Origin of the sequence: Blastomonas sp. SL216 (assembly GCA_026625625.1) — a bacterium.
Taxonomy (GTDB): Bacteria; Pseudomonadota; Alphaproteobacteria; order Sphingomonadales; family Sphingomonadaceae; genus Blastomonas.
In genome coordinates this window covers 3336138-3354629 of record CP113055.1, presented here as the reverse complement: position 1 = coordinate 3354629, position 18492 = coordinate 3336138, and the positions used below count along the sequence as shown (strand labels likewise).

The 18492-nt window shown below is 65.0% G+C and carries 21 protein-coding genes; 7 read left to right on the top strand and 14 right to left on the bottom strand.

Going from position 1 to position 18492, the window contains the following annotated elements; all coding sequences use genetic code 11:
• Positions 1-57: 57 nt before the first annotated feature.
• Positions 58-765, bottom strand: a complete 708-nt coding sequence (locus OU999_15925; GenBank protein ID WAC23207.1) for a class I SAM-dependent methyltransferase — start codon at positions 763-765, stop codon at positions 58-60.
• A gap of 154 nt (positions 766-919) precedes the next feature.
• Between OU999_15925 and OU999_15920 the strand changes: the two genes are divergently transcribed.
• A complete protein-coding gene (locus OU999_15920) occupies positions 920-1714 on the top strand; it encodes an enoyl-CoA hydratase/isomerase family protein (protein WAC23206.1) in 795 nt (264 codons plus the stop codon).
• A gap of 44 nt (positions 1715-1758) precedes the next feature.
• Here the strand turns inward: OU999_15920 and OU999_15915 are convergent, their stop codons facing one another.
• Positions 1759-3429 (bottom strand): FAD-dependent oxidoreductase, encoded by a 1671-nt coding sequence (locus OU999_15915; GenBank protein ID WAC23205.1) that lies wholly within the window; start codon positions 3427-3429, stop codon positions 1759-1761.
• Positions 3430-3607: 178 nt separating this feature from the next.
• Here OU999_15915 and OU999_15910 point away from each other — a divergent pair, with 178 nt between their 5' ends.
• Both OU999_15910 and OU999_15905 read left to right on the top strand, forming a co-directional pair.
• A complete protein-coding gene (locus OU999_15910) occupies positions 3608-4783 on the top strand; it encodes an acyl-CoA dehydrogenase family protein (protein WAC23204.1) in 1176 nt (391 codons plus the stop codon).
• A 115-nt stretch (positions 4784-4898) separates the two neighbouring features.
• A complete protein-coding gene (locus OU999_15905) occupies positions 4899-6002 on the top strand; it encodes an acyl-CoA dehydrogenase (GenBank protein ID WAC23203.1) in 1104 nt (367 codons plus the stop codon).
• 74 nt (positions 6003-6076) lie between these two features.
• Here OU999_15905 and OU999_15900 read toward each other — a convergent pair whose 3' ends face one another.
• Together OU999_15900 and OU999_15895 are read right to left on the bottom strand one after the other, a co-directional pair.
• The gene (locus OU999_15900) at positions 6077-6877 is read right to left on the bottom strand and encodes a sterol desaturase family protein (GenBank protein WAC23202.1); all 801 of its coding nucleotides are present in this window, start codon (positions 6875-6877) and stop codon (positions 6077-6079) included.
• Positions 6874-7986 carry an alkene reductase gene (locus tag OU999_15895; GenBank protein WAC23201.1) on the bottom strand — a complete coding sequence of 371 codons (1113 nt, stop codon included), beginning with the start codon at positions 7984-7986 and terminating at the stop codon, positions 6874-6876. The genes OU999_15900 and OU999_15895 overlap by 4 nt, the downstream gene beginning before the upstream one ends.
• 75 nt (positions 7987-8061) lie before the next feature.
• Here OU999_15895 and OU999_15890 point away from each other — a divergent pair, with 75 nt between their 5' ends.
• The 4 genes from OU999_15890 to OU999_15875 all read left to right on the top strand — a co-directional run bounded on the left by OU999_15890 (position 8062) and on the right by OU999_15875 (position 11117).
• A complete protein-coding gene (locus tag OU999_15890; protein ID WAC23200.1) occupies positions 8062-8970 on the top strand; it encodes a DMT family transporter in 909 nt (302 codons plus the stop codon).
• A gap of 30 nt (positions 8971-9000) precedes the next feature.
• Entirely contained in the window at positions 9001-9678 is a 678-nt protein-coding gene (locus tag OU999_15885) for a COQ9 family protein (protein ID WAC23199.1), read from the top strand.
• A gap of 86 nt (positions 9679-9764) precedes the next feature.
• Complete coding sequence (locus OU999_15880) at positions 9765-10151, top strand: nuclear transport factor 2 family protein (GenBank protein WAC23198.1); 387 nt, start codon at positions 9765-9767, stop codon at positions 10149-10151.
• Positions 10152-10289: 138 nt separating this feature from the next.
• Positions 10290-11117, top strand: a complete 828-nt coding sequence (locus OU999_15875) for a ParA family protein (protein ID WAC23197.1) — start codon at positions 10290-10292, stop codon at positions 11115-11117.
• 13 nt (positions 11118-11130) lie between these two features.
• Here OU999_15875 and OU999_15870 read toward each other — a convergent pair whose 3' ends face one another.
• The 10 genes from OU999_15870 to OU999_15825 form a co-directional block, all read right to left on the bottom strand.
• A complete protein-coding gene (locus OU999_15870; GenBank protein ID WAC23196.1) occupies positions 11131-11523 on the bottom strand; it encodes a flagellar protein FliS in 393 nt (130 codons plus the stop codon).
• A 27-nt stretch (positions 11524-11550) separates the two neighbouring features.
• The gene (gene fliD, locus OU999_15865) at positions 11551-12951 is read right to left on the bottom strand and encodes a flagellar filament capping protein FliD (protein WAC23195.1); all 1401 of its coding nucleotides are present in this window, start codon (positions 12949-12951) and stop codon (positions 11551-11553) included.
• A 60-nt stretch (positions 12952-13011) separates the two neighbouring features.
• The gene (locus OU999_15860; protein WAC23194.1) at positions 13012-14154 is read right to left on the bottom strand and encodes an EscU/YscU/HrcU family type III secretion system export apparatus switch protein; all 1143 of its coding nucleotides are present in this window, start codon (positions 14152-14154) and stop codon (positions 13012-13014) included.
• A gap of 4 nt (positions 14155-14158) precedes the next feature.
• Complete coding sequence (fliR, locus tag OU999_15855) at positions 14159-14941, bottom strand: flagellar biosynthetic protein FliR (GenBank protein ID WAC23193.1); 783 nt, start codon at positions 14939-14941, stop codon at positions 14159-14161.
• Positions 14938-15210 (bottom strand): flagellar biosynthetic protein FliQ, encoded by a 273-nt coding sequence (locus OU999_15850; GenBank protein ID WAC23192.1) that lies wholly within the window; start codon positions 15208-15210, stop codon positions 14938-14940. Before OU999_15850 ends, fliR begins: the two co-directional genes overlap by 4 nt.
• Before the next feature lie 22 nt (positions 15211-15232).
• Positions 15233-16153, bottom strand: a complete 921-nt coding sequence (gene fliP, locus OU999_15845) for a flagellar type III secretion system pore protein FliP (protein WAC23191.1) — start codon at positions 16151-16153, stop codon at positions 15233-15235.
• Positions 16150-16503, bottom strand: a complete 354-nt coding sequence (locus tag OU999_15840) for a flagellar biosynthetic protein FliO (protein WAC23190.1) — start codon at positions 16501-16503, stop codon at positions 16150-16152. The genes fliP and OU999_15840 overlap by 4 nt, the downstream gene beginning before the upstream one ends.
• Positions 16504-16582: 79 nt before the next feature.
• Positions 16583-16933, bottom strand: a complete 351-nt coding sequence (gene fliN, locus OU999_15835; protein WAC23189.1) for a flagellar motor switch protein FliN — start codon at positions 16931-16933, stop codon at positions 16583-16585.
• A gap of 8 nt (positions 16934-16941) precedes the next feature.
• Positions 16942-17874, bottom strand: coding sequence for a flagellar motor switch protein FliM (locus tag OU999_15830; protein WAC23188.1), 933 nt, complete (start codon positions 17872-17874; stop codon positions 16942-16944).
• A gap of 20 nt (positions 17875-17894) precedes the next feature.
• A complete protein-coding gene (locus tag OU999_15825; GenBank protein WAC23187.1) occupies positions 17895-18461 on the bottom strand; it encodes a flagellar basal body-associated FliL family protein in 567 nt (188 codons plus the stop codon).
• Positions 18462-18492 lie beyond the last annotated feature (31 nt).

Below are 18492 nucleotides of genomic sequence, written 5' to 3'. Positions count from 1 at the left end.
CGAGTTCCGTCAATTTGAAGATTGAATGTAAAATAACCGCGCCGCGACGGGCTGATGTCAGCGCGCGAGTGCCGCCGGGTTGCGCATCACCAGATTGTCCACGCTCACCCCCTCGGTCCAGCGGCCGGAACGGCGGAACTGGCCGATGCAATTGGGTTCGAGATAGATGATCGATACCGGTTGTTCCAGCCCGGCCAGCCGATCGACCACCGGCGCCATCACGGCATCGCCAAACGGATCGTAAAAGAAACACACCAGGTCGAGGTCGCTCGGCGGTTGATAGGCGCCTGCATCCATGCAGATGAATTCGACCGGTGCTGCGAGCGCATTCTTGGCGGCCATGATGTCGCGGTTGCGGTTGGCGATTTCGACCAGTTCGGGGGCGAATTCGACGCCGATCACCCGAGCAAAGGGAAAGCGCGCCGCCTCGAGCACCGCCCGGCCCTTGCCGCAACCGAAATCGATGAACGCGGTGCGCGCGAAATCCACCTTCAGGTCGGCAAACCAGACCGGCATGTTGACCCCGCTGCTCGCCTGATAGCGCCGGGCATGCGCGGCGAGCGCAGGATCGACCGACAGCGTGTGCAGCTCGCGCATCGCGAAGGTGTCGGTGCCCCATTGCGCATCGAACGCCTGGAACTGGCGGTCGCGGGCGCGCGCCTGCGGCGTCAGCTCGCGCGCGTGATAGGCGATGTTGTGCCCGATCAACCGCACGATTTCCGCGGCGGACCGCCCCTTCAGGCGCTGGGTGATGGACGAGAGCATATGTGGCAACGCACCTTTGCAGTTGACGGGGATCGCCCAGTTTCGGCAGGCCTAGCGATGTAGTCGCGCAAAACGGGGCTTTAAACCCGATTAACCATCAAAATGCCGCGCAGCCCCATTCCGGGCCAAGAGCGGCGCGAGAGGACATGGCCTGATGACCGACCCGATTGCTATCACCTCCCAGGGCGCGGTGGAGACCGTCACGCTCAATCGCCCCGAAGCGCTCAACGCCATGGACGAGCCGATGATCGTCAAGCTGCAGGACTATTTCCGCAGCCTGACCGAACGGCACGAGGTCCGCGTCGTCATCCTGCGCGCCGAAGGCCGGGCGTTCTGCGCGGGGCTGGACCTCAAGGGCTGGACCCCGCGCGAGGGCGAAGGCGCGGTGCATGGCGGCTGGCGCACCCAGCGCGCGATCGCGACAGTGATGCAGCTGATGCGCGCCTGCCCCCAGCCGATCATCGCCTGCGCGCAGGGCGCAGCGTGCGGCGGCGGGATGTCGCTGCTGCTGTCGAGCGACGTGCGCTTTTGCACCCCCGATTTCCGCATGAACGCCGCCTATATCCGCATCGGCCTGGGCGGCTGCGACATGGGGTCGAGCTATTTCCTCCCCCGGCTGGTCGGCAGCTCGCTCGCGGCCGAGATGATCCTGTCGGGCCGGTTCGTCGGGGCCGAGCGTGCGCTTGGCGCCGGGTTCGTCAGCGAGATTGCCGGGGCGGACGAGATGCTCGCCAAGGCTGAGGCGCTTGCCGCCGACATGCTGCTTGCGAGCCCCATGGGCCTCAGGCTCAGCAAGGATGCGCTCAATCGCAATATCGACGCGCCCGGCTTCGAGGCCGCGCTGGCGCTCGAGGACCGCCAGCAGATCCTGCTCAGCATGACCGAGGATTATGCCGAGGCCAGGCGGGCGTTCATGGAAAAGCGCGCGCCGGAATACCGGGATCGGTGAGGCCTCCAAAATCCTCCCCGAGACAAGCTCGGGGAGGATTTGGGTCAGTTGCACCCCATCGCGTCGGTCTTCTGCCGCTCGATGAAGCGGTGGACGGCCTGGATCACCACCGAGCCCTCGCCCACGCCCGAGGCGACGCGCTTGACCGAGCCCGAACGGACATCGCCCACCGCGAAAAGGCCCGGCCTGCTGGTCTCGAAAGGCGAGCAGCCATCGCCGGTGACGATGAAGCCCGCCTCGTCGAGGGTCGCACAGCCCTGCAGCCAGTCCGAGCACGGCTGCGCGCCGATCATCACGAACAGCGCGCCGGCCTCGATCCGCGTCTCCTGGCCGCTGCGCCGGTCGCGCCAGGCCAGGCCTTCGAGATGCGTGTCGCCGGTGAGCGCGGTCACCTCGCTATACGGGTGCAGCGTGATCGCGTCGGATGCCATGATCCGGTCGATCAGATAGCTCGACATCGTCGCGGCCAGCCCCTCGCTGCGCACCAGAATGTGCACGTGCGATGCATGGCGCGACATGTAGACCGCCGCCTGGCCTGCGGAATTGCCGCCACCAACCACCACCACCGCGCGATCGGCGCAAAGCTGCGCCTCGATCGCGGTCGCGGCATAATAGACGCCAGCCCCTTCGAACCGGGCATAATCGGGCAGGTCGAGCTTGCGATAGCGCGCGCCCGTGGCGGCTACCACGGCGCGCGTTTCGGCTACCGTGCCGTCTTCCAGCATCAGCCGGAAATGGCCTCCGCTGCAATCGAGCCCGGTCGCCGCGCGCGACACCGCCAGCCGCGCGCCGAATTTCTGCGCCTGGACCTGGGCGCGGCCCGCGAGTGCCTGACCCGATATGCCGGTGGGAAAGCCCAGGTAATTCTCGATCTTGCTGCTCGTCCCCGCCTGTCCGCCCGGCGCGGTGGATTCGACGATCAGCGTGTCGAGCCCCTCGGACGCGGCATAGACCGCCGCTGCCAGCCCGGCAGGCCCGGCCCCCACGACGATCAGGTCGTGCAGCCGGTGCTGGTCGATGGCCACCGCCACGCCCAGCGCATCGGCCAGATCGTGCGTGCTGGGGTTGCGCAGGATCTGCTCTTTGGAAATCACCACCGGCAGATCGGCATCGCTGAGACCAAAGCCTTCGAGGAACGCCGCGGCGTCGGGATCGGTCGAGGAATCGATCGTGCGGTGCGGATAGCCATTGCGGGTGAGGAAGGCGTTGATCCGCACCGTATCCGCGCTGCGCGCCGGACCGACCAGCGTCACCGCGCCCTGCTGATGCTGCATCAGCGCGACCCGGCGCAGGATGAAGGCGCGCATGATGATCTCGCCGATATCGGGTTCGGCGACGATGAGGTTGCGGAAATCGGCACGCTTCACCCGGATCACCTCGGTCGCGCCGACCGCCCGCCCGCTGACCAGGATCTTGCGGTCGTTGAACAGGTCGAGCTCGCCGGTGAACTGGCGCTCGCAATGGCGGTGGACGATGCCTTCCTCGCCATGATCACCATGGTCGATGATCTCGATCTCGCCCGAACAGACCAGAAAAAAGTCGACCGCGCGTTCGCCGCGACGAAAGACATGATCGCCATCGGCAAGCGCTTCGCAGGAGCCGAACCGGGCGATTCGCGCCGCCATCTCCGCGCTCAGCACCGGAAATGTCTGTTCCAGCCGGGCATAGGGATCGCTGCTGTCGACCAGCTGCGTATCAGGTGCCGAATTGCCCATATTCTAGTCCCCTTTTGCCTGACCTTAGTGCGCCGTAGCGTCAGCACTGGCCCAGCCTGCGAAAGCCTAGCATGCTATCGCGGCAATGCGTCAGTTTCTTGGCGAAGACGCCTTGCATTTGGTCATTCAGGGTGCAGATTGGCGACCAACAAACCCATTTGAGGACAAGGTGAGGATCATGACCGAAGACGAAGATCTGGAGAGCTTCCGCGCCGAGGTTCGCGCGTTTCTGGACGCCGAGCTGCCGCCCGAAAAGCGTTTCGCCGCAGACGGCTTTGCCAATAGCAGCAAGGAGCTGACCGCCTGGTGGCAGGGCGTGCGCGCCAAGCGCGGCTGGGGCGCACCCGGCTGGCCCAAGCAATATGGCGGCTGCGAATGGTCGCTCGCCAAGAAGCGCATCTTCGCCGATGAATCGACCAAGGCCGGTGCGCCTTCGTACAGCCCGTTCGGCCTGACCATGGTCGGCCCGGTGATCTACACCTTCGGCACCGAAGAGCAGAAGGCAGAGCATCTGCCGCACATTGTCAACGGCACCCGCTTCTGGTGCCAGGGCTATTCCGAGCCCGGCGCGGGATCGGACCTTGCCAGCCTGAAGACCCGCGCAGTGCGGGACGGCGACCATTATGTCGTCAACGGCCAGAAGACCTGGACCACGCAAGGGCACTGGGCCGACTGGATCTTCTGCCTGGTGCGGACCAACACCGAAGTGAAGCAGCAGAACGGCATCTCGTTCCTGCTGATCGACATGAACACGCCCGGCATCGAAGTGCGGCCGATCCGCACCATCGACGGCATGCACCATCTAAACGAGGTGTTCTTCACCGATGTGCGCGTGCCGGTGAAGAACCTGGTCGGCAACGAGAATGACGGCTGGACCTATGCCAAGTTCCTGCTCGGCAACGAGCGCGCCGGGATTGCCGGCGTCGCCCGCACCACCGGCGATCTGGTCCGGCTGCGCGAATGGGCGAGCTCGGTCGAGCATTTCATCAACCCGCCGATCAACGATCCCGTCATCGCCCAGCGGCTCGATTCGCTCGAACAGCGGCTCGCCAAGCTGGCCGCACTGGAAGCCCGCGCGCTTGAATCGCCCAGCCAGTCGGCCGAAGCGATGCGGCTGGTCGCGCCCCTGAAGCTGCTGGGGACCGAATTGTCGCAGGACGTGTCCGAACTGGCGCTGGACATTGCAGGGCCCGCTGCCCTGCCGCGCCCGGCCAATGACCCGGTCCATCCCTATGGCCAGGAAGGCGAACACGCGATGTCGGTGTTCCTCTTCGGCCGCGCCCAGTCCATCTATGGCGGCACCAACGAGGTGCAGAAGAACATTCTCGCCAAGATGATGGCTGCAGGGATCTGAGGGCGACCTCGACCAACCATTCCTCCCCGTTTGTGTCGAGCAAAGTCGAGACACGTGTGCGCACGTCGCTCGATAGGCTCGGGACAAACGGGTTTAGTGACAGGACCAGATTTTCATGTTCGCACCCAATGATGACCAGCAGCTGCTGATCGACAGCGCCCGCCGCTTCACCCAGAAACATTATGCCGACGACAGGCTCGGCCAGATGGGAGAAGCTCCGCTCAACACCGCGCTCTGGGCCGAAATGGCCGAAGCCGGATGGCTGATGCTGCCCTTTGCCGAGGCCGATGGCGGCCTGCAGGGCGAAGGCCAGTCGGGCCTGGGCGATTGCGTCAGCCTGTTCGAGGTGCTGGGCGAAGGCCTGGTGGTCGAGCCGGTGCTGGCCAGCACCATCCTGGCCGGCGGTCTGATCGCCGCCGCACCTGAATCGCAGAGCCGCAGCGACCTGATCGAAGCCATCGTCTCGGGCGGTGCGCCGGTGGGCGTGGCGCTGCACGAACCGCGCGCGCGGCACGACATCTGGTATTGCGAGGCGAAGGCGACGAAGAGCGGCGACGGCTGGACGCTGAGCGGCCACAAGTCGCTGGCCCATGGCGCTGCCGCCGCCGAGACCATCATCGTCCTCGCCCGGATTGAGGGTGAGCCGGGCAGCGGTGCTGCTGGTCTGGGCCTGTTCCTCGTCCCCGCCGATTGTGCGGGCGTCACCGTTACCCCTTATCGCCTGCGCGACGACCATTGGGTGGCCGATGTGAAGCTGGAAGGCGCAGCGCTTGGCGCCGACGCCCTGCTGCTGGGTCCCGGCGCGGCTGGCGAAGCGCTGGAAAAGGTGATCGACAAGGCCCGGCTGCTGCTGGCAGCCGAAGGCACCGGCATCATGCGCCGCGTGTGCCTGGCCACCCAGGCCTATACCATGGACCGCAAGCAGTTCGGCGTGCCGCTCGCCTCGTTCCAGGTGCTGCAGCATCGGATGGTCGACATGCAGGTCGCCTTCGATCAGGCGCGCTCGCTGGTCTATGAGGCGGTGACTCACGATGCCGCAGGCGATTCTGCCGAAGCCACCCGCGCCGCGCGCGCCGCCTATCGCGCGGTCAGCGAGGACGGTGTCGAGGTCGGCAAGCAGGCGATCCAGCTGCACGGCGGCATGGGCATGTCCGAAGAACTGCCGCTAGGACGCGCGCTGCGCCGCCTGCTGGCGATCCGCCAGGCGTTCCCGCTATAAACTCTTGCCTCAATTGCACCCCGTCACCCCCGCGAAAGCGGGGGTGACGGGGGATTGGTGACGGGGATGCATCCTCACCGAAACGGCAAGCGCATCGCCCAGCCGAAGCGCGCCGTTTCCTGCCCGGGATAATCGCTGAGGCCGATCGCCATCGCATCATGCCCGCCGCTGGGGCGCGCGCGATAGGTGCGGAAGACCCTGTCCCAGACCGACAGGCAGAAGCCATAATTGCTGTCATGCTCAATCCGTCGGGTGCTGTGATGCACGCGGTGCATGTCGGGCGTGACGATGACCAGCCTCAGCACGCTGTCCAGCCACAATGGCAGCGCCAGATTGGCATGGTTGAACATCGGCAGCAGCGCCAGCAGCAGTTCGAACACGATCAGCGCCCATAAGGGCGCCCCCAGCGCCAGCGCGACGCCCATCTTGAACAGCATCGACAGGCCGATCTCGATCGGATGGAATCGCAGCGCGGTCGACATGTCGAGATCGCGATCGGCATGGTGTACCCGGTGAATTCGCCAGAGCAGCGGAATGCGGTGCGTCGCCCAATGCTGTGCCCAGACGGCGAGATCGAGCAGCAGGATCGCGAGCAGGCCCTGCGCCCAGCCGGGCAGGCCGGTCATCGGCAGCAAGCCGAAATCGGGCTGCGGCGCATAGCCGGTCACCGCGCCGGACAGCGCGATGAATATCAAGGCCTGCACCCCGCGTTCGACCGGCATGTTGACGAGGACAAAGCCGATATGCGCAGGCCAACGCCGCGCCAGCGGCAGGCTGCGCCGGCGGCGCGGCCAGATTGCTTCAGCCAGCAGCAGCGCCAGCGCCGTGCCGACCAGCACCGCGCTGATCAGCCAGGGCTGGCTGCTGGCGATCATGATGCCGCTGCGGCTTCGGCGTCCAGGCCCTGCTCGGCCATGGTCGGATAGTCGGTATAGCCTTCGGGCGTGCCGCCATACCAGCGCGCGGGATTGTCCGGGTTGAGCGGCGCTGCGGCGGCCAGCCTTGCGGGCAGGTCAGGATTGGCCAGAAAGGTGCGGCCAAAGCTGATCGCGTCGGGAATGCCGCCCGCCATCGCGGCGATCGCCTTGTCGCGATCATAGTCGCTGTTCAGCACCAGCGGGCCTTTGAATACCTTGCGGATCTGCGGGCTGACCGGCGGCACATCGCTGGCGCCAAAGGTGCCGTCCATCGGCGGCTCGCGCAGTTCGAGAAACGCGATTCCGATCCTGTCGAGCAGCGCGGCTGCTGCAGTAAACGTCTCTTCCGGCGTCGCATCGTTGACGCCCTGCGTCTCGCCATTGGGCGACAGACGAACCGAGACATGGTCGTGGCTCCACACCTCAACCAGCCGTTCGGCAATCTCGCCGAGCAGGCGGATGCGGTTTTCGATCGGGCCGCCATATTCGTCGTCTCGCAGGTTGGACGAGGAGCGGATGAACTGGTCGATCAGATAGCCATTGGCGGCATGAATCTGCACGCCATCGAACCCGGCCTTGCGCGCATTTTCGGTGGCGCGGGCATAGTCGTCCAGAATGCGCGGCATTTCCGCGACTTCGAGCGGGCGCGCGGTGTCATAGGGCTTCAGCCCCTCATAGGTATGCGCATGATAATCGAACCGCGTCGCCGAGGCAGAGACCGGGGGCTTGCCGCCGTTGAAGTCCGAATGCACCAGACGCCCCATATGCCACAGCTGGCAGATGATCCGCCCGCCCGCCTTGTGCACGCGCTCGACCACCGGCTTCCAGCCTTCGACCTGCTCGTCGTTCCAGATGCCGGGCGCAAAGGGGGTGCCCAGGCCTTCCGGGCTGATGCCGGTGGCTTCGGAAATGATCAGCCCGGCGCTGGCGCGCTGCGCATAATATTCACCCATCAGCGGCACCGGCACATGCGCCTTGGTTGAGCGGCAGCGGGTCAGCGGCGCCATCAGGATGCGGTTGGGGCAGGCTATCGCGCCAAGCTGGACGGGATCGAACAGGGTAGGCATAGGCGGCATCTCTCCAAAGCGCTCTTTCGGGGAAAGCCCCGCGCGCGTGTTTAACCGAATGGCTAAAGGCCGACCATGACAAAAGCAACCGAGCGGGGCGGAATCCTGGCCATTCTCGCGCTGATCTTCGCCAATGTGGCGCTCGCCTTCGGGCCGCTGTTCGTGCGGATGGCCGATACCGGGCCGGTTTCCGCCGGATTCTGGCGGCTGACGCTGGCGCTGCCGGTGCTGATCGTTATCGCCTTGCAGCAGCGCGAACCGATGACGGGCTATCGCAGCGCCATCTGGTGGATGCTCGCTTTGGGCGGTGTTGCCTTTGCGCTCGACCTGGCCAGCTGGAATTTCGGGATCGAGCGCACCAAGCTCGCCAATTCGACGCTGTTCGGCAATATGGGCAGCGTCATCATGGTGATCTACGGCTTCGTCATCAGCCGCGCCTGGCCGCACAAGGCCGAAGCAGGCGCGGTGCTGCTGGCGATCATCGGCGCCGGGCTGCTGATGGGCAGCTCGTACGAGCTTGATGTCCGCAATCTCGTCGGCGACCTGTTCTGCCTGCTCGCCGGCATCCTGTACGTCGTCTATCTGCTCAGCATCCGGCATGTCCGCAATGACCTGGGCAGTTGGTCGGTGCTGGTCTGGTCCACCGTTTTCGGCATCGCGCCGTTGCTGGCGATCGCGCTGGCGCTGGGCGAGCCGGTCTGGCCGACCGACTGGACGCCGGTGCTGCTGCTCGCGCTGGTATGCCAGCTCTTCGGCCAGGGGCTGATGGTCTATGCGGTCAGCCATTTCTCGCCCGTGGTGCTGGGCATTGCCCTGCTCAGCCAGCCCGCGATCGCCGCGGTCATCGGCTGGCAGGCCTTTGGCGAACGGCTGTCGGTCAACGACACCATCGGCATGGTCGCGATCGGCGCGGCGCTGGTGCTGGTTCGGCTGCCCGAGGCCCGGCGCGCGGCGCGGCTTGCAGCTTCGCCTCCGGCTCCCTAACTGTTCAAGGCACCCAAGGAGGCACCCTTCATGTACCGCCCGACCAAGATCGACACCCTGCCCGCCGACCCGACGATGGACGAGGTCCGGCAGTTCCTGCCGCCGTTCATTGCGGATGAGGCGGTGTTCGATGGCTGGACCCCGGCGGCGCGCGATGCCGCTGCCAGCGCGCAGGGCGTGGAGGCCGGGCTCGCTGCCCTTGCCTTCGATCATGGGCCGATGGACATGATCGATGCCTGGATCAACCATATCGACGCGCAGATGATTGCGGCCTTCCCGCCCGAGCGCATCGCCGCGATGAAGATCCGCGAACGCATCCGCGCGCTGGTGGCCTTCCGGTTCGAGGCGGTGGCCCATCAGCGCGAGGCCCTGCGCCGCGCAACATCGATCATGGCGCTACCCGCCAACCTGGCCCGCACCGCGCGCATATCGTGGCGCACGGCAGACCTGATGTGGCGGCTGGCCGGCGACACCGCGACCGATTACAACCACTATACCAAGCGCACGATCCTCTCGGGCGTCTATGGCTCGACCCTGATGGCGTTTCTCGACGACGAAAGCCCCGATTTCGCCGACACGCACGCGTTTCTCGAACGCCGCATCGACAATGTGATGCAGTTCGAGAAAGCCAAGGCCAAATGGACGAGCAAGGGCGAAACCCTGAGCCTGTCGCGCTTCCTGGGACGGTTGCGCTACCCGGCGCGGTAACCGGGCGGTGACTTGACCTACGACGTAATTGCCGGGGTCCCGGCGCTGCTGCATCCTGATCGGCATCGACCACAGGAGCATGATACATGACAGCCGCCACAGACCCTCTTTCGATCGTCCAGGCCTTTCTGAAGGCCATGGAGCCGCTCGACTATGACACCGCGCTGCAATGGGTGGCGGCGGACTGCGCCTATACCAATCCGCCGCCGCTTGGTTCGGTACAGGGTCCGGCGGGGATCAGGGCAGTGCTGGAACCGTTCTTTTCGCCCACGGTCGAAAACGAGTTCCGCGTGCTGCGCCATGCGGTCAATGGAAGCACCGTGATGCTCGAGCGGCTCGACCGGCACCGGCTGGCGGACAAATGGGTCGAGCTTCCGGTGACAGGCGTGTTCGAGGTGAAGGACGGCCTGATCGTCTATTGGCGCGATTATTTCGATGTCGCGACGATCATGTCCGAATGGCCCGTGGGCTGACGGCCCGGTTAACGCTTCTGCGGCGTTCGGTCCTGCAACGGGACATTGCGCACGGCCAGGCTGATGGGCCGCCGGGGCAGCTTGCCTGAAAGTAGCAAGCGGCGTATCTGAAATTCCTCCAGATCGGGGGGATTCTCTGTGGCCGCCATTGCTGTGTTCAATCCCAAGGGCGGGGTGGGAAAGACCACGCTGGCCGTCAACCTGGCCTGGGAGGCAGCCCATGCCGGCAACCGCACCTTGCTGTGGGATCTGGACGGCCAGGGCGACAGCACCGCGCTTCTGGTCACCACGCGCCAGCCGCCCCGGCTGGATGCCGCGCGGCTGATGCATGGCATTGCAGAGATCGGCACGCATATTCTGCCCAGCAAGGTGGCGGGTCTCGACGTGCTGGTCCCCGATGAAGAGATGCGGCGGACCGACAACTGGTTCGTCCATATGGCGCAGCAGCAACGGCTGGCCCGGCTGTTCGTGGAATTGAAGGAGCGCTACGACCGGATCGTGATCGACTGCCCGCCGGGCCTGGGCGACACCGCGCGCAAGCTGCTGCTGGTGGCGGATCTGATCATCGTGCCGGTCATCCCCGCCCCGCTGGCGCAACGCGGGCTTGAACGGGTGCGCCATTATGTGACCCACAAGCGCGGACGGCATGCGCCCATCCTGCCGATCTTCTCGATGGTCGATCGACGCCGTTCGCTGCACAAGGCTGCACTGGCCGAGCATCCGGACTGGCCCGTGGTACCGATGACCAGTGCGGCCGAGCAGATGACCAGTGCGCAGTTGCCGCTGGGCGCAATTGCTCCCCAAGCACCTGCCGCGCAGACATTCCGGCGGCTGTGGAACGGCATCGACAGCAAGCTGTGTCAGATGCGGCTGGCGCGCAAGGTGGTTCCGGGGGTGGTGATGCCCCGCTTCGATCCGCAGGGCGCGGCGGCCGGTCCGCTGGCGGGCGGACCTCCGCAGCTCTGATGCCTGCTGCGCCTTATTTCGGCGCGATCCGCTTCCAGGCTTCGGCGATTTCGGCGAGCATCTGGCGTGCGGACATCAGCACGTCGACCTTGTCCGGGCTCATCGCGGCATTGATGCGGCGGCTGGCTTCGCGATAGATGCGAGCCAGCGCGAGCGCCAGTTCACCGCCCTTGTCGAAATCCAGGCTCTCTTCCAGCGCGATGACGATGGCAGAGGCGCGCGCGCGGGCCTGGATCATCGGCACGGCCTCGCCGCGCTGGGCATGGCGGATCGCCGCATCGAGCCGAAGCAGCAACTCGTCGAACAGGATCACCACCAGCTGGTGCGGATTGGCACCTTCGACACGGCTGACCGTATCGACGGCCTGATAGCTGCCCATGTGGCGACGAGGCGAGATGAAGCTCATGCGGATTTCCTTGTCATTCTATCTGTTTTAGTTGCTGTCGCTGTTGGTCCAGACGGACACCTGCTGCTCGATATAGCTCTGGGTAGAGCGGAGCACGGTCAGCTGGCGGTCCATCGCGGCAAAGGTCTTTTCCAGCTGCTCGCGATACTTGTCGCTGTCCTCTTCGACCTTCTCCATCATCTTGGTGAGGTCGCTGGCGATCTTGTTCAGCCGGTTCTGCGCGCCGGTGAGCGACCCGTTGGGGTCCTTCAGGCCGGTCTTGATGTCTTCGAAGGCCTTGGCCAGGCCGGGATTGCCGGCGGTCGGTGTGGCGGGCTCCAGCATCCGGCCGATGCCCTCGGGATCGGCAGCGAGCGCGCGGTCGAACTTGGCGGAATCGAGCGTCAGCGTGCCATCGCGGTTCGTCTTCACGCCGATATCGGCCAGCGAACGGAAGGTTCCGGTATCGGTCAGCGCCTTGGTGGTCAGCGACGCCATGGAGCGCATCATGTCGCGCGCGGCGCGTTCACCGGCCAGCGGTCCACCGCTCGCGCCATCGATGCCCGGCGCAGTGGCGGAGTTCAGCGCACCGCGCAGATCGTTATACGCGGTGACGAATTCGTTGACGATGTCCTTGACCGAGGTGGTCGGCTGGTCGCCGCTGATCACCACATTGGTGCCGGGCGCAGCGGTCAGCAGGTTGATGCGCACGCCGGGAACGGCGGTGTCGATCTGGTTGCTGGAATTGGTCAGCTGGATGCCGTTGACCTGCACGACGCTGTTGGCCGCGCTGGTGACCGAGTTCATCCCCGCGCCACCTGCAGGCGGAAAGGCGAACGCATCAAGCGCCGCAGCGCCGCCCGATCCGGTGACGGTGAAGCTGTTGGCCGCGCCCTCTGCACCGCGCAGCACCAGCCGCGAACCGCTATTGTCGGTGACGATGCTGGCAGTGACGCCGCTGTTGGTCGCGTTGATCGCGTCGCGCAGGCCGCCGAGCGAATTGTTGGTGGAATTGATGGTGACGTTGAAGCTGCCCGCCGCCGAGTTGATCGTCAGCGATCCTTCGCCGACCTGCGCGCCGCTGGCAAAGCTGGTGGCCGAAACCACGCTTTGCGCCGATGCGAGCTGCGTCACCTGAACCGTCGCCGGCAGGCCCTGCGGCTTCTGGCCGGGGATGAAGCTTGCTGCGACCAGATCACCACGAGTGGAGACGAGATTGCCGGTCAGCTGGCGGCCATTGAGCACTTCGCCCAGCGCCTTGGAGAAGGTTTCGAGCGCCGACGAGGCCGAGGCCAGCGCGGAAATGCGCGCCTGGTTGAGGTTCTGCCGGTTGCGAACCTCGGACTGCTTCGGCTCCAGCTGGGCCGTCACGAGATCATTCACCAGCTCGGCGCTGTTGACGCCGGTAAAGCCGGTGATGAGATTGGAAATTCCGCTATTCGTGACCATCGCCATATCCTCTTGAAAGGATTAACGGCTGGGGCCAGGCCGCCTTAAGGGGTTTTGGGTTCATTTCTGCGGTTTGCCATCCATATCGAACCGCAGGTCTTTGGGTATGTCGAGTTCGGGCTGGCCAAAGCCGACATCCATCTTCTCGTTGATGCGAAAAACAAAGGCGAGCAGCGTGGCAGCCGCCAGATACAGCCGCTCGTCGATCAGTGCGCCGGGCTTGGACGTGAAATAGATGGCGCGGGTCAGGTCCGGGTAGCGCAGGATGGTCAGGCCCTTTTCCATCGCCAGTTCGCGCATCGCCTGGGCAATCGCGCCACGGCCGCGCGCCAGCACCACCGGCGCGGGATCGCGTTCCCGGTCATAGCGCAGCGCGATGGCGAAATGGGTCGGGTTGACCAGCAGCACGGTGGCATCCTCCACCGCCTTGCGGGTGGAACCGTTGAGCATCTCGTACTGGCGGCGGCGGACGGCCTGTTTCAGCTCCGGCGAGCCTTCGACCTCCTTGTGCTCGTCCTTGACCTCCTGCTTGGTCATCATCAGCTTCTGGTTGCGCTGAAACCATTGCGCGGGAACGTCGATCATCGCGATCAGCCCCAGACAGCCCGCCATCACCATCAGGGTCATCGAGAACAGGTTGCCGAATGCGGCAATGCCCTGGCGGACATCGCCATGGCCGAGCTCCGCCATTTCGGGCAGCATCGACATGATCATCACCACGCCCACGGTGCCCATCAGCGCGACCTTGGCGATCGATTTGACCAGCTCGATCAGGCCGTGCGTGCCAAACATGCGCTTGAGCCCCGACATCGGGTTCATCTTCGACGCCTTGGGTGCGACCGCGCTCCAGCGAAAGCCCAGCGAACCGAGCGACGCCGGGGTCGCGACACAGGCAATCAGCAGAAACAGGAACAGCCCGCCAAAGGGCAGGGCGAGCGGGGCCAGCAGCGTCAGCGTGCGCTGGCCGACATTGAAATCGGTAGCCTGATAGATGTCGAACACCAGGGCCGCGCGCAGCATCCCGGCGATCGAAGAGACCATCATGTCGCCGAACAGCACGAACGCCATCGTACCGCCGATGATGATCATCGCGGTACCCAGTTCCTTGGACTGAAGAACATCCCCTTTCTCACGCGACTCCCTGAGCCGCTTGTCAGTTGGGGCTTCTGTTTTTTCACCACCACCGGATGGGCCGTCTGCCATTGCGTCAGCCCTCCCCTGCCATCACTTCGGACTGTTCCAGCCCGGTTTCCATCGCCCGCATGATGCCATCGGCCAGAACCGGCGCGGCCATGGCGAGCAGGACGATCCCGGCCAGCACCGCAACCGGAATGCCGACCGAGAACAGGTTGAGCTGCGGTGCGGAGCGGGCGAGCATCGCCATTACCAGCTGCACGATGATCAGCGCCGCACCCACCGGCAGCGCGATCACCAGCCCCATCGAGAACAATGACGCGCCGAATTCGACGAGATTCATGATCAGCCGGGGCGAGAGCATCGCATCGCCGGGCGGCAGCGCCTCATAGCTGTGCACGATGATCGCGATCAGCATCAGATGGCCGTCCATCGCCAGCAGCAGCAGCACCGCGATGATCGACAGGAAGCTGCCGATCACGGGGCTCGACTGGCCGCTTTGCGGATCGGCCATCGAGGCAAAGCCCAGACCCATCGCGTTGCTGATCAGTTCGCCCGCGACGAATGCGGCGGAATAGCCGATCTGCAGCGCAAAGCCGATGGCGACGCCGCAGACGATTTCGCCGATGATGAACAGAAAGCCTGTATAGCTGACCAGGGTGGTGTCGGGCAGGCTGATCGATACCGAGTTGGCGGCAGCGATGCCGATCATCGCCGACAGGATGATCCGCACCTGCAGCGGAACGGCGGTTGCGCCGAAGACCGGGGCCGCCATCAACGCCGCGCCGGGCCGGATCATCGCCATGATCCAGATCCACAATTGCGCTTCGACAGAGGCAAAGCCCGGTGCGATCACAGCAGCAGGTCCGGAATGCGGCTGTAGATCTCGACCGTGAAGTCGGCGATCAGGTACAGGATCGATCCACCGAACAGGGCGAGAATGACGCCCAGCACGACCAGCTTGGGCACGAAGCTCAAGGTCGCCTCGTTGATCGAGGTGGCCGCCTGGACCATGCCCAGCAGCACGCCGACCAGCAATGCGGGGATCAGCAGCGGGGCCGAAGCCAGCGCGGTAATCCACAGCGTCTGCTGCGCCAGGCCAATGAAATAGTCGGTCTGTTCCATGTTCCGGGTCCGTCCTGGCGCGTCAGTTCACGAACGAACCGGCGAGCGAGCCCATGGTGAGCGCCCAGCCGTCGACCAGCACGAACAGCAGCAGCTTGAACGGCATCGATATGATCGTGGGTGACAGCATCATCATGCCCAGCGCCATCAGCGTGGAGGCGACGACAAGGTCGATGACCAGGAACGGCAGGAAGATCATGAAGCCGATCTGGAACGCGGTCTTGAGCTCGCTGGTGACAAAGGCAGGCAGCAGGATCGAGAACGGAATGTCCTTCGGCGCGGCGACGGGCTTGGCCTTGGCCATGTCCATGAACAGCTTGAGGTCGGTCTGGCGCGTCTGCTTGATCATGAACTTGTGGAATTCTTGCGCCGAGATCTGCACCGCAGTCTCCAGCTCGATCGCATCGGCGGCGTAGGGTCCGACCGCACGGTCGTTGATCTGGGTGAATGTGGGGGCCATCACGAACATCGACAGGAACAGCGCGAGGCCGATCAGCACCTGATTGGGCGGCGTCTGCTGCAGGCCCAGCGCCTGACGCAGGATCGACAGCACGATGATGATGCGCGTGAAGCTGGTCATCATCAGCACCATCGACGGCAGGATGGTGAGCAGACCCATGACCACCAGGATCTGCAAGCTGAGCGTGAGCGGCTTGCCATTGCCGGCGACATCGTCAAGCGCCTGGCTGAGCGCTTCGGACGCGCCGGGCGTGCCGGTGGCAGAGCCGGTGGCGGTCTGGGCCGGGACCGTGACCGGGTTGGCGGCAGGCGCAGCGGGGGCTGCCGGATCGGTCGCAGCGCCGGTCGCTGCAGGGGCGGCAGCGGCGGGTGCCGGTGCCTGCTGCGCGATGGCGGGGGTGGCAGCCGTCACCAGGGACAGCGCCAGCAGCGCTGCTGCAGCGGTCTTGCGGACCCAACTCTGTGCAGAGAGGAAAACGCTCATGCGCCGCGCTCCCGAAGGGCGGAAAGCAGATCGCGGTTATGTCCGGCCAGCGCCGCCGGGGGGGGTGTAGCGCTGGCCGAACCGGTTCCGGCATCGGCGCTGGCGATCGTGTCGATCCGCGCACGCGTTACCGAAAGCAGAATTTTCTGTCCGGCGAACTCGACGACCGCGAGCTTGCCCGAAACCCCCATGCTGACCGTTTCGGTCACCTTCAGCTCGCGCTGCTGGCCGCCCATCTCGAGCCGGGCCATCATGCCGGGCTGGTATTTGCGGTAGAGCCAGAGGCTGCCGTAGATCATGCCGCCCATCACCGGCAGCATGATCAGGAGTTTGATGATGTAATAGGTCATGCCGGTCCGCTTCCAAGTCCTTGTCGCCGTGCCGCCGGATCATCCGGCGCTTGCGACAGGGACTTGCAAAGCAGTCCGGTCAGATGCGCCGTTCGACCCGTGCGTGGCCGACGTTTTTCGACACCACCTCGGCCACCCGGATTCCGAACCGGCCATCGATGGTCACGACTTCCCCTCTTGCAACCAGCGTGCCATTTACGTTGATATCCAGAAGATCATTGGCCTGGCGGTCCAGCTCGACCACCGATCCTTCGGAAAGCTCCATGATTTCCGCCAGCCGCAGCGATGCGCTGCCGACCTCGACCGAAAGCCGCACGGGGATGTCCGCCAGGAAGCGGTAATGATTTGCCGCCTCGTGCAATCCGTTGCCGCCCATGTCGAAGGGGTCTGCCGGTGCGCCCAGCAGCGGTGCTTCGGTCATATCGCTCATGTCGGGATTTATCCTCTTTCTATGGTTTCGATGCGGAACGCCGCCAGGCCGTTCTGTTCACCCAGGCTGCCCCGCGCGAAAATGCGGTCGCCGATGATCAGCGGCAGGTTGCGCGCCGGTGGAATGGGAATGATGTCGCCGGGCTTCAGATCGGCCAGCTGCGGCAGGGTCAGCACCGGACGGGCCAGCACCGACCGCGCCGGCAGCGTCACATGCGCCAGTGCCTGCGACATCTGGTCGCGCCAAGCCGGATCGGGCAGCTGCTCGTCGGTAAAGCCGGCAGGCGTCAGGCACTGTTCGGCGGCCTGCAGGCCATCGAGCGGATAGACCAGCTCAAGCTCGTAACGGATATTGTCGGGCAGCGTGATGCGGAAGCGCTGCACCACCATCCGCGCCTGGGGCGAGGCAACGCGCGCGCCGTCGACCGTGGTCGAATGGCCTGCGGCGTGGCAGGAAAAGCTGCCGACCTCGTTCCAGGATGCACCCACCCGCTCGCCGATGGCGCGTGCGACACGGCCGATCAGGCGGATATCGGTCTGGGTGAATTCCTTCTTGGGCGCGGCCATCTCGCGCGGGGCACCGCCGAAGAACGCATCGAGCATCGCCGAGACGAACACCGGCTCCATCTTCAGCAGCACGCGGCCCTGCATCGGGGCGAGCTGAAACTGGCTGATGCTGACCAGCTCGGCCTGGCGGTCGCACCAGACGTCGAACTGGGTGAACTCGGCATCGGGCGCATCGACGCGCAGCTTGACCCCGGCAATCGGCTCCAGCGCATTGCGCAGGCCGACACACATCGATCGCGCGACCCGGCGCAGCACCGGCACCACCGTCTTCTGATCGGCATCGGCCTTGGCAAAGCTGTGCTCGGCCGGGCGACGCTCGGCCTGGGCCGGGGTCGCGCCGTCTGCGGCATCCAGGATGGTATCGGGGCTGCTCATCTGCGCTCTCGATCTTGGGCTTACTGAACCACGAAGCTGGTGAAATAGACGTCCTCGACCCCGGCAAATCCGGTCTTGTCGACAAGCACGTCGTTGATCACCTTCTTGAGCTGCCCCTTGAGCATCTCCTTGCCCTCGAGCGTTTCAAGCTGAACCGGATCGAACTCGCTGATCGACATCAGCACCGCAGAGCGGATCGCGATATTGTGCTCGGTCAGCGCGGCGGGGACCTTCTCGTCGAAATAGGTCGACACCGCGAGCGACATCTGGGCGAAGCCGCCGCCGCCGCGCAGATTGGCGGTGAAAGGCTCTTCGATCGGCAGATAGGTGACCTTGAACTTGGCATCGAGATGGCTGCCCGATGCGACCTGCTTCAGCCCTGCGGCCTTGGCGGACACGGTCGTGCCATCCTTCAGCACCACCTTGGGCGCATTGGGGTCTTCATGCTCCCCGCCACCCACCATGCCGGCGGCAAAAAAGCCTGCAGCCGCACCGCCACCGCCCAGAACCAGGACGGCGACAAGCGGAATGAGCAGCTTCTTGACCATGCCGCCCTTCTTTTTCGGTTCCTTTTCGGTTTCAGCCATTTCTCGGTTCCCTCAAGAGAATTTCTTGCAT